General features: G+C 53.5%; 11 protein-coding genes and 2 tRNA genes. 5 read left to right on the plus strand and 8 right to left on the minus strand.

From position 1 onward, the window contains the following. The 4 genes from MKFW12EY_RS21740 to MKFW12EY_RS21755 form a co-directional block, all read right to left on the minus strand. Positions 1 to 2973 carry a pyruvate formate lyase family protein gene (locus tag MKFW12EY_RS21740; RefSeq protein WP_221053762.1) on the minus strand — a complete coding sequence of 991 codons (2973 nt, stop codon included), beginning with the start codon at positions 2971 to 2973 and terminating at the stop codon, positions 1 to 3. Positions 2974 to 3335: 362 nt separating this feature from the next. Continuing rightward, positions 3336 to 3411 (minus strand) — tRNA-Thr (locus MKFW12EY_RS21745). 305 nt (positions 3412 to 3716) lie between these two features. Then, positions 3717 to 4010 carry an EexN family lipoprotein gene (locus tag MKFW12EY_RS21750; protein ID WP_157199224.1) on the minus strand — a complete coding sequence of 98 codons (294 nt, stop codon included), beginning with the start codon at positions 4008 to 4010 and terminating at the stop codon, positions 3717 to 3719. 218 nt (positions 4011 to 4228) lie between these two features. Further along, the gene (locus tag MKFW12EY_RS21755; protein WP_054759714.1) at positions 4229 to 4630 is read right to left on the minus strand and encodes a hypothetical protein; all 402 of its coding nucleotides are present in this window, start codon (positions 4628 to 4630) and stop codon (positions 4229 to 4231) included. A 254-nt stretch (positions 4631 to 4884) separates the two neighbouring features. Between MKFW12EY_RS21755 and metG the strand changes: the two genes are divergently transcribed. From metG to MKFW12EY_RS21775, 4 genes are all read left to right on the plus strand, one after another. Further along, positions 4885 to 6933, plus strand: a complete 2049-nt coding sequence (gene metG, locus MKFW12EY_RS21760; RefSeq protein WP_221053763.1) for a methionine--tRNA ligase — start codon at positions 4885 to 4887, stop codon at positions 6931 to 6933. A gap of 10 nt (positions 6934 to 6943) precedes the next feature. Further along, on the plus strand, positions 6944 to 7516 hold the full coding sequence (locus MKFW12EY_RS21765) for an RnfABCDGE type electron transport complex subunit B (protein ID WP_054759715.1): 573 nt from the start codon (positions 6944 to 6946) through the stop codon (positions 7514 to 7516). Between the two features lie 183 nt (positions 7517 to 7699). After that, positions 7700 to 7776 (plus strand) — tRNA-Arg (locus tag MKFW12EY_RS21770). Positions 7777 to 7882: 106 nt separating this feature from the next. After that, positions 7883 to 9187 carry a DUF6538 domain-containing protein gene (locus MKFW12EY_RS21775; protein WP_221053764.1) on the plus strand — a complete coding sequence of 435 codons (1305 nt, stop codon included), beginning with the start codon at positions 7883 to 7885 and terminating at the stop codon, positions 9185 to 9187. A 569-nt stretch (positions 9188 to 9756) separates the two neighbouring features. Here MKFW12EY_RS21775 and MKFW12EY_RS21780 read toward each other — a convergent pair. Beyond that, a complete protein-coding gene (locus tag MKFW12EY_RS21780) occupies positions 9757 to 10101 on the minus strand; it encodes a hypothetical protein (RefSeq protein WP_221053765.1) in 345 nt (114 codons plus the stop codon). A 121-nt stretch (positions 10102 to 10222) separates the two neighbouring features. Here MKFW12EY_RS21780 and MKFW12EY_RS21785 point away from each other — a divergent pair, with 121 nt between their 5' ends. Continuing rightward, complete coding sequence (locus tag MKFW12EY_RS21785; RefSeq protein WP_172680229.1) at positions 10223 to 10690, plus strand: hypothetical protein; 468 nt, start codon at positions 10223 to 10225, stop codon at positions 10688 to 10690. A 116-nt stretch (positions 10691 to 10806) separates the two neighbouring features. Here the strand turns inward: MKFW12EY_RS21785 and MKFW12EY_RS21790 are convergent, their stop codons facing one another. Genes MKFW12EY_RS21790 through MKFW12EY_RS21800 form a run of 3 tightly spaced genes read right to left on the minus strand, consistent with a single transcriptional unit; the run spans position 10807 to position 12508 of the window. After that, complete coding sequence (locus tag MKFW12EY_RS21790) at positions 10807 to 11658, minus strand: hypothetical protein (protein WP_054759727.1); 852 nt, start codon at positions 11656 to 11658, stop codon at positions 10807 to 10809. Between the two features lie 28 nt (positions 11659 to 11686). Next, positions 11687 to 11857 (minus strand): hypothetical protein, encoded by a 171-nt coding sequence (locus MKFW12EY_RS21795; protein WP_157199226.1) that lies wholly within the window; start codon positions 11855 to 11857, stop codon positions 11687 to 11689. Positions 11858 to 11914: 57 nt separating this feature from the next. Then, positions 11915 to 12508, minus strand: a complete 594-nt coding sequence (locus MKFW12EY_RS21800; RefSeq protein WP_221053766.1) for a recombinase family protein — start codon at positions 12506 to 12508, stop codon at positions 11915 to 11917. Between the last annotated feature and the right edge of the window lie 516 nt (positions 12509 to 13024).

Below are 13024 nucleotides of genomic sequence, written 5' to 3' on the forward strand. Positions count from 1 at the left end.
TTAAATCGCGTTGAGCGTATGTTGCTCGACGCCGCTATCCAATCCGAAATTGGCCCGTTGAATAATCTCTTTGCGCATCTGCGGACTCAGCGTGACGAAATAGGCCGAATAACCCGCTACCCGTATCATCAGATCCTTGAATGGCTCCAGGGCTTTGTGTTCTTCCTCGCCGGCGCCAGCCTGGCCGGCGGCTGTGGCGGCGCGGTCGGCAGCGACCAAATCGTTGATCGATGACACGCACATTTGCACCAGCACGCCGTTTTGGTCGGCAAAGGCTTTCATGTAGCGCGAGAACAACTCGGTGTCTTCTTCGAAATGGCCGCGATCGCGGGTGGTCAAACTGAGGTTGTAGGTGTAGCCGTTCTGCACGGTGTTGGAGTTCACCGATGTGACCGACAGCATGTGATCCAGCAAATTGACCGGCTCGCCGTTGGCTTTGACCACGCCCGGACACGGCGTGATGCCGCTGGCAAACGACTCGCCGCTACGCCGGCCGTTCGGCGTGGCTTTGGTCAACATGCCGAAACCGGCATGATTAGTCATGCTCCAGTAACCCGGCAGATAGCGCCCGCCACGATGGGTGCGGTATTGGCCGAACACTTCCTGTAACATTTCGGTCAACAGATGGGTGTATTTAACCGCTGTGGCATTGTTGTAAACACCGCCTGGGGTTTGATCGACGCCGGCGCCGTATTTGGGGGCCAGCCGGATCATCTCCTTGATTTTATTCAAGCGCTCGGCGCTTAAAGTGGGTAGCGGCAGCGGAGCGTCTTCGGGATGCAGCCAGTTTTGTAGCCATTCACGAAATGCCGCCCAGGCGCTTTTCGGTTGTAAGTTTTTTACGTCGAAATCGGCCTGCATCGCCGCCAGCAATTCGCCGGCCGAGATTTTGCCGCCGAACACCAAGCTGTCCAGCACGCAAAACGAATCGATCACATCGGCCAGACCGATCACCGCAATTCCCGCTGAATTGTATTTGGCGCCGCCGGCGGTCAGATCCCTAAAACTGGCGCCGTCGCTGTCCGGGGTGTTGGTGGGGCCGGTAAACAAGCCGGACAAAAATGGCGACTGCCGGGATTGCTCGTAGAAACGGCCGAAGTAATTGTTGCATTGCACGACGTGGCGGGCCATTTCGTTCAATTGAAATTTAAAGGCTTCGATAAACGCCTGCATGCTGTCCAGCTTGGTCAACGGCGAGGTGGTATAGCGTTCATTGCCGTAAAACAGATTGGGCGATTTCGGCGCCACGCCGTCGCTGCGATGTTTGCCGCCGTACAAGGCCAGCTCCAACACGGCCGGCAACACCATCAAGGTCGAGCCGGTGTTGCCGTAATGTTTGTGTGCGGCGTTTTCTTCGATGCAGCCGATGGAGGTGTAGTCGTAGGCATCGGCCAAGGCTTCTTCTGGGTTGATGCCGGCATGGGCGGCGTAATAACTGGACATCGCCGGCACTACGGCGGCGTCACCATGCAAAGCCGGCGTGGCGCGAGTCAGAATATTGACCTGGCAAATCCGTTTTAGATACGGGTCCATCACCTCGGCCGGCAGCGGATTGCCTTGGGCGTCGCGATGATGCACGTCGCGGTGGTAACGGGCATGCACGTTGGGGTCGCGGATCGACAAAATCTCGGTAGCCTTGAGGATGATATAGGTCATATCGTTGACCGCATCGAGCACCTGGCCATTCTGGTAACGGGTGCCGCCGACGGTCAGGGCCTGATTGGAGCCGCTACCGGCGAACAGCGTTTCGGAACCGGAGGTGGACAGTGGTACATGATCGGAACAATGCAGGAAGAAGTGGCTGACCAGTTCTATCGCCCGGCGAGTGCAATCGTCCTGTGCCTGGGGGCTATCCAGTTTTTGCCAGTCGGCCAGATAGAACGGATTGAGGATTTGATCCAGCCGGCCGATGGAAAAACCGAAATTGGTGTTTTCCTGCATTAACAGGTGGTAACAAATCCAGACCACCGCCAGCGCTTCGTGCAAGGTTTCGGCAGGTTGGGCCGGAACCTTCCGGCAGATGGTCGCCAGTACCTGATTGCCGGCCTGATCGGCGGCTTCGGCCAAGTGTTGGGCGTAAATTTTGGCGCCTTCGTAAACCTCGATCACGCCTTGCAGAAACTCTTTTTGCTGGGGCGTGGCGGCCGCGCCACTGGCGATGTCTTGCCGGGCACGGTCGATCAAACCGTCAAAACCGTATTTCAAAACCCGCTCGAAATCCGGCACCGTATGCGAAACGCAGGTGGCTTTGTCGGACAGGAAGAAGGCTACTCGCTCCATCAATTCCTGGGCTTTCGGGGTTTCTCCGGCCCTTTTCCGCAAGGGCGGATCTATCGATTCCGGATAATCGCCGCCGATCCGGTCGCGGTTTTCATAAGCAGCGCTATCGTAGTCGCTGTAACGAGCCAGTTCCTGTATCGGTTTTTGTTCCAGCCAGAACGGAAAAATCTCCCGATTCAGGCGGTCGGCCACTTCCGGGCGAATCTTGAACGGATTTTGGCTACGGGTGGTGACGGTTTTCAGTTCCGGCCAGATGCAATAGCCTATGGTGTCGGCGTAGACCACCGGACCGACAAAGCTGGTGGTGGTTTGGCCCGGCAGCAAGTCGTCGGGTTTAACGATTGCAGTTTTATTGGTGAAGATATGGCGTATTGCTTTGGCACGCCGGGTATAGGGTGGCAAGGCCTGATTTTCGGGCTTGCGCAGGAATTCGGTCAGCAAACGCGGCAGCTCGTCGCAAATCTCCGGCGTTCCTTCCGGCGCAAACAGCTTTTCGCGCCAAGCGCTGACTACCGGGAATTGCTCCAGCGTGATGTGGCGTAGCGCCAAGTCCTTCAAGGTTTTGACTTTCTCGAAGTCTGGGTTGGCGATGGGAAATAAATCGACTTTGCCGGACTCTGATGCCGGTCCTGCGGAACCCTTTTCGAGTTCTACCGAAATACCGCCGTCGGATGATGGATATGGAACAGACATGTTCGCTCTCCTTACAACTAGGCGATCCCTCGAAAGCGTGTGCCGACAGCTTGCGGCGTGATCGCCAGCTCCCTGCCTCGGCCATTTTTGTGATGGGCATCTAAATTATAGCGCAATCCTCAAGAAACGTAAGGAAATGCTTACCGCAAGTTTCCTCGATTGCCGCGAACCGGAAACTGCATAGCCGGACCGAAAATCGGAACCGCCTGCGAATAAAGCTTGGATGCGTTCATCCCGAGAGTCGGCTTAGCCTAACCCTGCGGCCGTTATCAGCGTTCAAGGTGGGTAACCATGTGGAAAGCGAGGGCGAAACGCTTACGCTTGGCGATTTTCAGATAATGTAAGATGTTGAAAAAACTAAATGGTGCCGGCAATAGGAATCGAACCTACGACCTTCGCGTTACGAGTGCGCTGCTCTACCTGCTGAGCTATGCCGGCTTTGGGATGCTTGAGACTGACTTTAGAGGGTAAACGGTTGACGGAACGTGCTATCGCACGCATCGTGCTGACCAATTTTAATCAAAACGGCGACGCTACCGCAATGCAATCGACGGTGCGCTAAATTGCAATACCTTTCGACAATCAACAGCCGCTATATTCTAACGCATTTGGCGGAGCCAGAAAAACATAAGGTAGGGTTCGATGGAAAAGTGGGGCGAAAAAATCTCCAGCCTTTGATAACGCGACATCGCGTAGGGGAGGCGCGAACTCGCGATGTCCGGAAAGGCTGGAGTAAGAGCGTATTAGTTTCCGCCTTTGAAAGTGATTTCTAACGCATGCAGCGCATTCGCGCAGTTTTCGTTGCTTTGGTTGCTTGGATTGTCATGGCAGACTTGGTTTTGGACTTTGGCCTCCTGGATATTGGCCACGTACCAAGCGACCGATTTTGCGTCTTCTTTGCCCGACTCATTGGCAACGGTCACATTCAGGGCAGCGGTTGAACCCAGCAGAACAACTGCGGCGGCTATCAGCATCACGTGTGATTTTTTCATAAAGACTCCTTGGCTAATTGGATTATCGGGAATGATTCCGCTCATGCGCACCTGCATGAGGTGGCGATAATCTAGCAAAGACGCCTAACGTTTAAAATGTGGCCTATTGCCGCGCGACAATATGTCTCTACACTGCGTGATATCACACAATTTTCGCTTAAGGCATCGGCATTGCAGCCGACTTGATACGTTAGATTTGCGGTGTGTGAAAAAAAGGAAGAAGGAGAAGCGCAATAAGCTGGGTTATTGCGCTTAAAGTGGACTTACTTGATTTTCAACAGCTCTTTGCCGTCGCTGGAAAAATGGCAGATACCGGCTGCGAAGTAGTTGCATTCTTCAGACTGGTCGAGTTTGGCGCCGTTCGGGGTAAGGTGGACTTTTACGGTACAGGAACGCGCTTCGCCTTCGATGTGCTTTTTCAAGACCAGCTCGTTTTCGCCGGCCGCTTTAGCGTCGCCGGATACTTGCGCGGAGCATGCGCTTTTGCCGACTTCATCGGGATTCGGTTCGAAATCCACATCGGCGGTTACGTTGTATTCGTTGCCCAGCTTGGTGACTTTCAAATGCTGCACATGATTGCCGTCGCGCAAGATGTAATGGTCGGTAGCGGCAAACACAGAGCCGGACGCCAGCAGAGCGACGGCCATAATCAAGCCTTTTTTCATGTTGTAACCTCATCTCTTTTTAAAATTATTCAAGCGGCGCCAGCCAGGCCCGGTTTGCTAACCGGCAGACTGGTGCAATGCTTGAGCGGGAAGCCTCGGCGATTGTACCGCACCGTTCGGCATAACCAAAGACTGGAAACCCCCGGCAACCGCAGCCGATGCGGCGGACGCCGCCACGCCGCTGGCGGCAATCCATGAAACCCCCGGCGATTTGTGCCATAATCCGCCCTCATTTTTTCCGGCCGATTTCCCCCATGTCCAAGCGAAAAATCCTAGTTACCAGCGCCTTGCCTTATGCCAACGGCCCGATTCACCTCGGCCATCTCGTCGAATACATCCAAACCGACATCTGGGTGCGTTTTCAAAAGCAACGCGGCCACGAATGCTTTTATGTTTGCGCCGACGATACTCATGGCACGCCGATCATGTTGCGCGCCGACAAGGAAGGCATTACGCCGGAACAGTTGATTGCCGACGTGGAAAAACAACACCGCGCCGATTTCGCCGAGTTCGGCGTCGGGTTCGACCAGTACCACAGCACTCATTCTCCGGAAAACCGGGAGTTTTCGGCCTTGATTTACCAGCGCCTGCGCGCCGGCGGGCATATCAGCCAGCGCAGTATCACCCAGGCCTACGACCCCAAAAAAAACATGTTCTTGCCGGACCGCTTCATCAAAGGCGAATGCCCTAAATGCGGTGCGGCCGATCAATACGGCGATAGCTGCGAAGCTTGCGGCGCGACCTATTCGCCGACCGAGCTGAAAAACGCGGTTTCAGCCATTTCCGGCGAGCGGCCGATCGAAAAAGAATCGGAACATTACTTCTTCGAGTTAGGCCATTTCGAGCAAATGTTGCGGGAATGGACCACTGCCGGCCACTTGCAACCGGAAGTCGCTAACAAAATGGCGGAATGGCTGGAAAACGGCTTGCAGCAATGGGATATTTCCCGCGACGCCCCCTATTTCGGTTTCGAGATTCCCGATGCCCCCGGCAAATACTTTTACGTCTGGCTGGATGCGCCTATCGGTTATATGGCCAGCTTCAAGCATCTGTGCGACCGGTTGGGCTTGAACTTCGACAGCTTTTGGCAGAAGGACAGCGACGCCGAGTTGTACCATTTCATCGGCAAGGACATCATTTACTTCCATGCCCTATTCTGGCCGGCGATGTTGACCGGCGCCGATTTCCGCACCCCCAGCGCCGTCTTCGCCCACGGTTTTCTGACGGTGAACGGCGAAAAAATGTCCAAATCGCGCGGCACTTTCATCAAGGCCCGCACCTACTTGGACCATCTGAATCCGGAATATTTGCGCTATTACTTTGCCGCCAAACTCGGTGCCGGCGTCGACGACATCGACTTGAACTTCGACGATTTTTGTCTGCGCGTCAATTCCGACCTGGTCGGTAAAGTCGTCAATATTGCCAGCCGCTGTGCCGGCTTTATTCACAAACGCTTCGCTGGGTTGTTGTCGAATACCTGCGCCGAACCGGCTCTGTTCCAGCAATTCGTCGACGCCAATACGGCGATTGCCGAGCTATACGAACGCCGCGAATTCGGTAAGGCGATGCGGGAAATCATGGCGCTGGCCGATAAAGCCAACCAGTACATAGACGAGAAAAAACCTTGGGTTATCGCCAAGGAAGAAGGCAAAGACGCCGAGCTGCACGACGCCTGTAGCATGGGCATCAACCTGTTCCGGATGCTGGTGGTTTACCTGCGGCCGGTGATTCCGGCTTTGGCCGCCAACGCCGAAAGCTTTTTAAATATTCCGCCGCAGGTGTGGCCCGACGTGGTGGAGCCGTTGCTCGGCCACCAAATCAATGCCTTTACGCCGTTGATGACGCGAGTGGAGCCGGACAAAATTGCAGCCATTGTCGAAGCGTCCAAGGAAAACCTGGAAAAAACGCCACCGGTCACACCAAAATCGGCAAAGGCGGAAGCATCAGAGCCGGCCGCCGGCATCGAACCGATCGCCAGCCCGATCGAGATCGACGACTTCGCCAAGATCGATTTGCGCGTCGCCCGCATCGTCAAAGCCGAAGCGGTAGAAGGTGCCGAGAAACTGCTGCAATTGACCGTGGATTTGGGCAACGAAACCCGCAATATTTTCGCCGGCATCAAATCGGCCTATACCCCGGAACAACTGGAAGGCAAACTCACCGTTGTCGTTGCCAACCTGCAGCCGCGGAAAATGCGCTTCGGCACCTCGGAAGGTATGGTGTTGGCGGCCGGACCCGGCGGTAAAGATATTTTCGTGTTATCGCCGGACCAAGGCGCACAGCCGGGCATGCGGATCAAATAAAGCCAAGGGCATGACTGCAACCGAAACCGCGCTAGCCGACCGTATCGACGCCGTTCTGCCGCAAACCCAATGCGGCAAGTGCGGCTACGCCGGCTGCCGGCCTTACGCGGAAGCCATCAGCAGCGGCGACGCGGACATTAACCAATGCCCGCCGGGCGGCGCTAACGGAATTCGGTTGCTCGCGGACGTGCTTGGGGTTGCGGCCAAACCGTTGAACCCGGCATTTGGCGTCGAGCGTCTACGGCTGATCGCGGTGATTAACGAAGCCGAATGCATCGGCTGCACCAAATGCCTGCCGCCGTGTCCGACCGATGCCATTTTGGGCGCCGCCAAACATATGCATACCGTCATCACCGAGCTATGCACCGGTTGCGAATTGTGCGTTGCACCATGCCCGATGAATTGCATCGCCATGGTGCCGGCCGATAATGCCGATTGGACTCCGGAGGACGCCGGCCGCGCTCGCGTTCGTTATCAAGCGCGCAACCGACGCTTGGCCAGGCTGGAAGCAGAAAAGGCCGAGCGTCAGCTGCGGCAAAAACAGATGCTGGCAAAACTGCGCTCGGCAAAAAAAACCGCTTAAGCGCAAGCCGGCCATGACTTTACCGGCTTTTGCCCGTATAATGGCGGCCTTTCTAAACACCTTTAGCTCACACTGGAACGAGCTGATTTACTTTCGGTAAACACAGCGCCGAATTGTAGGTTTTAGAATTACGGTCGAAGCCGATTGACCATATTAAATTATCGTTAGACCGCAAATCACATAGCGCCCGTAGCTCAGCTGGATAGAGCGCAGCCCTCCGGAGGCTGAGGCCAGAGGTTCGAATCCTCTCGGGCGCGCCATTTTATCAGTCTAACCCACTGATATTCCTGATTTTTCAGTAGCTTGCTAGGTATCGAGGTGTCACAAAAGGTGACACAAGGTCGGCATCTGGCTATGCTTGTTCGCATGAAATACCTTCATCAAAAGCACCCCAACGGCGTCTATTATTTCCGTAAGCGTGTCCCTGGTGACTTAGTCGAGAGGGTTGGTAAACGCTTGTGGATGCAGAGCCTAAAAACGAGCGACTTAATAAAGGCGCAGCTTGCCGCTAAACGCCTGGATCGCGATCTCGAAGCAACGTGGGCTAAGCTCCGCCTGCCTCCAGAAAGCCCCATAGTTGAGGCTCAGCGCATCTTTGATGCCTTAACAACACCCGAAGAAAACGCCGGTTTGGCTTTCGATTACATCGATCACCTAGCTGAAAAGCAGCCGCTTGCTTTAGTGGCTGAGTACGAAGGCTCCGCCCGAATGTTAGATGCTCCCACGGCTAACTTGACCCACACTGAGAAGAAAGTACTCGACCTTATAGCTGGCAGGCCGATCACTCTAACGGATGCCGTAACGTATTACATCGAAGTCAGCGGTAAGCGTGACGACCGGAAGTTCACGCAGTCGGTGCAGCAGGCCTTAACGTTCTTCGTTGATTACCTCGGCGATAGGCCGATCGACCAATATAAGCGCCGTGAGATTGAGGAGCGACTGGTTAGCGGTGTTCAATCAGAGGGACTGAAGACGGCGACTGTATCCCGACGCCTATCCTCCATAAAGTCAGCGGTAAATAAGGCGATCCTCAATTTCGAGTACTCATTTAAAAATCCATTCGAGAAGCACACCATCCCAGGTCTCAGAGATGATGAAGATTCCCGTACCAGCCTCACCCCAGAACAGCAGGCCGCCTTACTCGCCTTGCTTGGCAAGTCGGAAAACAGCGATACATTGAATGGTCTCCGCATCCTGTTCGATACGGGGATGCGTGTTTCCGAGTGCGTGGGCTTGCGGGTCGAGGATATACACCTAGAAGCCGATATTCCCTACATTAAATTACATCGTAACCCTTTGCGAAGGCTGAAGACCAAACAAAGCCAACGCTTAATTCCCTTGATTGGTTACGCCTTGGTAGGCATTAAACGCCAGCTTGAACTTAGTCAAGGCGGCGAGTGGCTGTTTCCCAAGTATGTCGATCTGAAGCGCGAAGAGGTTAAAAACGATGGTGCCTCCAATGCCATGAATGGGCGCTTGAAGTCACTCGGGTTTACATGCCATTGCTTGCGGCATAACTTAAAGGATCGTCTTCGTCTTGCGGACGTTTCAATGGATCACATACGCGAGCTTCAAGGCTGGAGCCGGGGGGATCAGGCCAGCCGGTACGGTGAAATGACGCTCCTCGGGGTGCTACAAGACAAGCTAAAGAGGATCGAAATTTTAAGCTGATTTCTGGGGTTGGGGGGTGTCTGTCTGTTAGTTCCCATAAATGGGATAAGTCATTGAAAAACAAGGATAATAATTGACGAATCCGCCTTAAATCGCGTAGTCTGTTATCTCACTTTAACAACTAGCTGGGGGACCTATGAGGTGGTATTTTTCTATAGAAGTTGAGCCAAGATCGTTAATCATTGGCCGCCATGATTTTTACCTTGTTGTGCATACGGAAGGGGTCAGCCTGCCGTTTCAAATAGAACGGGGTCGGCCCGGTGAGATTAGCTTCCATTGGCGCAGGCATACGCTTCATTACTGCAACAACGTAGTCTTCAACGCTCGGAAAAAGGCGGCGGAAATCTGCGCATAGTTTGTAACCTTCAGGGCTGTTCGCTGTCGTTCGTTCACGTTCAGCCCTGCCTTGGGTAGCCTGCCGGCCTCCTCGGGCTTCCTGGTGTATTCTCAACTAAGCCTGACTATGGGCCCCGCTTCGGATGGTGCCGACGGCCCCCGCATGGGGGACTTTGCGGTTTCGTCGGTATTCAGAAGACCACACGGAAATTTTCGACAAAATCAGGTTGGCTTCAATATTTAGGTAACAGGAGTGATGCGTTCCAGGTGGGAAGTACTCCGCCATACCAAGCCCCTTGTTTTTCATTACTGCGTAATCCTTTCCGGACTGGCTTGGCGTTATCAAGGTACTCAGTTAGCGCGCTCGGTGTTTTGTTGAGTGACGCCATAATGTCCGCCTCAGCTTGCCCAAGCATCGCCTCAAGTACCTCCCTTTGGGTTCTGCCTTGATGGCGCGCGAGTCGCTCTAGCTGGCGCTTGGCCGTGACACTTAGGATGATATTTAGGCGCTCGCCTAGTGCTTGCTCGCGCTGCCTGTCTCGGTATGCCTTCTGGATTTCTGCGTTACTTTTAGCCATATAGTCCCCTTTGCCAGTATTACTGCGTAATGTACAGCATGCGGTTATAAGTGGCTAGTATCAGTTGACTAATTCCTGTCCAAGCTTGAATATTAGGGACTTACTCAATATTGGGGGGTATATGTTGGAAAAGGAAGATATAGAAGGTTTAAGGCGGGCACGGGCTCAGTTAAGCGACTCTCTTTACCATGCTACAGCGCAGCGGTTGACGACCTTTCGCCATGTTTCTTGGGGTGTACTCGCTGGGGTGTTCCTTACTGCTGCGGTGATGGATGCGCCAGAGAAGATGGTACCGCGTTTGATCGGTGGCTTTGCCTTGTTCCTGTTTGTGACTTATAAGCTTTATGCACGTTCGGAATATAAAAGCAATTGGCTACAGGCTGAGCGGCTTTGCCCGCATAAAGTGCTTTATCCTGAGTCTTACGTGGAATTGCCCCCGGCGTCGCGCCCAAGTTCATCAACAGTTCTTGAAAAGCCAGAGAGTGGCCCACGCTCCAAAAATGGGGGCTGTCTATTTGAAATTGTTGTTGGCCTGATATTGCTGTACGGAGTTTATCTGGCAATTTATTCATTCGCACACCACAAATAAAACCCACAGATGCCTGGAGGCAGGCAAACTGCGGGCTTGAGGTTGCTCAGTTAGGTCCGGCTACCTGTACAAATGTACAGGCTAAAGGGATGTACAGCAGGTGCTCTGGTGGGTAACTAAAAGCCATACTCCATATCTCCATCTTCGGCTTCCCTATCGGTTTCTTCCTTGAGGAGCGTCTTTAGTTGTCCCACCAGTTCTGGGCTGTATTTCTCCAGAGCCATAAAGGTTATGACAGGATCGGCAGTCAATTGCTGCTTAAAATGGGTGCGTAGTTTGTCGGCTAGTCTTTGTGCCTTGCCTTCCATGATTGCCCGATAATCCACATCTTCACCATTACCCGGCCCCTGCTCATACCATCTTTGGGCATGTGTCCACCGCTCTAGTGGGGGCTCTGCGTATGTCTCGCGTAGGGTTGCAAGTACGTGAATCATTCTGCCGACAAGGCTGGTCGAACGGTTGGACATCTTGGCTATTTGTGACTTAGAGTAAACCCGTTCGCCGTTCTCCTTGGTAAGATTGACCAGCTCCCAAGCGTATTGGCTTTTATCCTTGTCGGACATGGGACGCTTGTCTTTTACGTTGGCGTCCCCAGCTTTGGCAAAGGCATCATAAATGCTACCCTCAAAGACCTTTACGGGGATGTTATCTTTCCAGGCCATCGCCTTGTAAGCTTCGTACCTGTGGTGGCCGTCGATACATGCCCAGGCATCGCCTACCCAGTAAATTAGTATTGGTGCCAATGGGTTACCCTGGTTGTGCTTTAGTGCCGACTCCAGCGTTTTAACGTGCTTTCGCCCGTCGATGGTCCCCAGGGTGCCCCCCGCCCTATGTTGAAATACTTCCTCAATTATCTCGATTTTCTTTAATGGTAGCTTAGTGGGCTGTTTGGTAGGGGGCTGGCCCTTCTCAATGCGTCGCTTGAGTTCTTCCAGGGCTGTAAGCCGTGCGGTTTTATTAGCGCTCATTCTGCTTCAGTGGCTTCAATAGGTCCCACTATCGGGCTTGGTTGTCGGCCTTGTGCTGTTCCAGTATTAAGGTCAGGCACTGATTATTGTTCAGGTGTACCCGATGTTCCCTTTCGTATTCCCGCTGGAAGTCCTTCAGGTAATCGAAGGCGGCAAGCGGTAGCGCAAAGGCTCGATAAATCTTAGGTTGCTGGCTCATTCTGCATTCCATGTAACATATTGAAAAAAATGGTGTTCTACTGCTAGAGGAGCCGTTTCAGGTCTTTGTTTCTGTGGTTGCTGCCTTCATCATTCGTTGCAGCGTGGATAGCGAAATATCCAGCGCCTTGGCTGTGTTTCGCCAGGATGAACCGGACGCGAGTAGGTCCTTGGCTCTGGCTTTTAGTTCGGCATTATCCACCTTCACAGGGCGCCCCAACTTAGCGCCGTCTGCTTTCTTCTGAGCCAGTTTCGCCTTGGTGCGCTCGCTGATAATTTGCCGCTCAAACTCAGAGATGGCGGCGAGCATGTTGAGTGTGAGGTTGGCTTGCGCGGAGTTATCCAGTGTGCCCAAGCCGAGTACATCAAGGACCGCGCCGCGATCAATCAAGGCCCTAACGGTCGCGATCACGTCCAGTATATCCCGTCCCAGGCGATCCAGCTTAGTGACTACCAGCGTATCCCCTGCGCTGAGTCTATCGTTTAACCGCTGGAATTGCTCCCGTTGCAGGGCTGGGACTTTGCCGCTCACGCCTTGTTCCGTAAAGACGCGATCCGGTTCTACCGTGTAGCCGGCTCCGGCGATCTGGGTTAGTTGTTGCTCGGTGGTCTGGTCCTTAGTTGATACCCTGAGATAAGCAAAGGTCGGCATAGTGGGTGCTCCCGTTATGTACTGAAAACGGGGTGTATTATCTCGGTACAGTGTATCTGTGTCAATACCCCATTAATGAACACAGTTTGAGTGTACCGATCCACGTGGTCAAAAACGAACGTTAAAGAATACGCTCGGTGCGGCTTGCTGCTGGTGAAGGTATCTCCAACGGGCGCGCTTGGCGCTTTATCTCGATTTGGTGTGCCGTTATCGATCCACTAGAACTTGGGTGGGAGCGCGGGCGGGGTTATGGGGGGCTTTCTGCGATCCTCGATATTCAGAAGACCACGCGGAAATTTACGATACTTTCGGTTGTTGCCTCTTTAGTTTAAAGGTAACACAACGGTATACACATAGCGCGTTGACTTACTGACTGGTATGTTTAAAATGCCTTTATCTTTCAATCACCTAGCTTGACGAGAAATCGTTATGCCGTGCTTCTCGGGCGCGCCATTTTATCAGTATAACTTACTGATATTCTTGATTATTCAATAGATTGCCAGGTACCAGGTGTCA

The organism is Methylomonas koyamae (assembly GCF_019669905.1).
Lineage (GTDB): Bacteria > Pseudomonadota > Gammaproteobacteria > Methylococcales > Methylomonadaceae > Methylomonas > Methylomonas koyamae.

Excerpts from the sequence above, each read along its gene's own strand:
- MKFW12EY_RS21740 (WP_221053762.1), bottom strand. The coding sequence starts at position 2,973 with ATGTCTGTTCCATATCCATCATCCGACGGCGGTATTTCGGTAGAACTC.
- MKFW12EY_RS21750 (WP_157199224.1), bottom strand. The coding sequence starts at position 4,010 with ATGAGCGGAATCATTCCCGATAATCCAATTAGCCAAGGAGTCTTTATG.
- MKFW12EY_RS21755 (WP_054759714.1), bottom strand. The coding sequence starts at position 4,630 with ATGAAAAAAGGCTTGATTATGGCCGTCGCTCTGCTGGCGTCCGGCTCT.
- metG (WP_221053763.1), top strand. The coding sequence starts at position 4,885 with ATGTCCAAGCGAAAAATCCTAGTTACCAGCGCCTTGCCTTATGCCAAC.
- MKFW12EY_RS21765 (WP_054759715.1), top strand. The coding sequence starts at position 6,944 with ATGACTGCAACCGAAACCGCGCTAGCCGACCGTATCGACGCCGTTCTG.
- MKFW12EY_RS21775 (WP_221053764.1), top strand. The coding sequence starts at position 7,883 with ATGAAATACCTTCATCAAAAGCACCCCAACGGCGTCTATTATTTCCGT.
- MKFW12EY_RS21780 (WP_221053765.1), bottom strand. The coding sequence starts at position 10,101 with ATGGCTAAAAGTAACGCAGAAATCCAGAAGGCATACCGAGACAGGCAG.
- MKFW12EY_RS21785 (WP_172680229.1), top strand. The coding sequence starts at position 10,223 with ATGTTGGAAAAGGAAGATATAGAAGGTTTAAGGCGGGCACGGGCTCAG.
- MKFW12EY_RS21790 (WP_054759727.1), bottom strand. The coding sequence starts at position 11,658 with ATGAGCGCTAATAAAACCGCACGGCTTACAGCCCTGGAAGAACTCAAG.
- MKFW12EY_RS21795 (WP_157199226.1), bottom strand. The coding sequence starts at position 11,857 with ATGAGCCAGCAACCTAAGATTTATCGAGCCTTTGCGCTACCGCTTGCC.
- MKFW12EY_RS21800 (WP_221053766.1), bottom strand. The coding sequence starts at position 12,508 with ATGCCGACCTTTGCTTATCTCAGGGTATCAACTAAGGACCAGACCACC.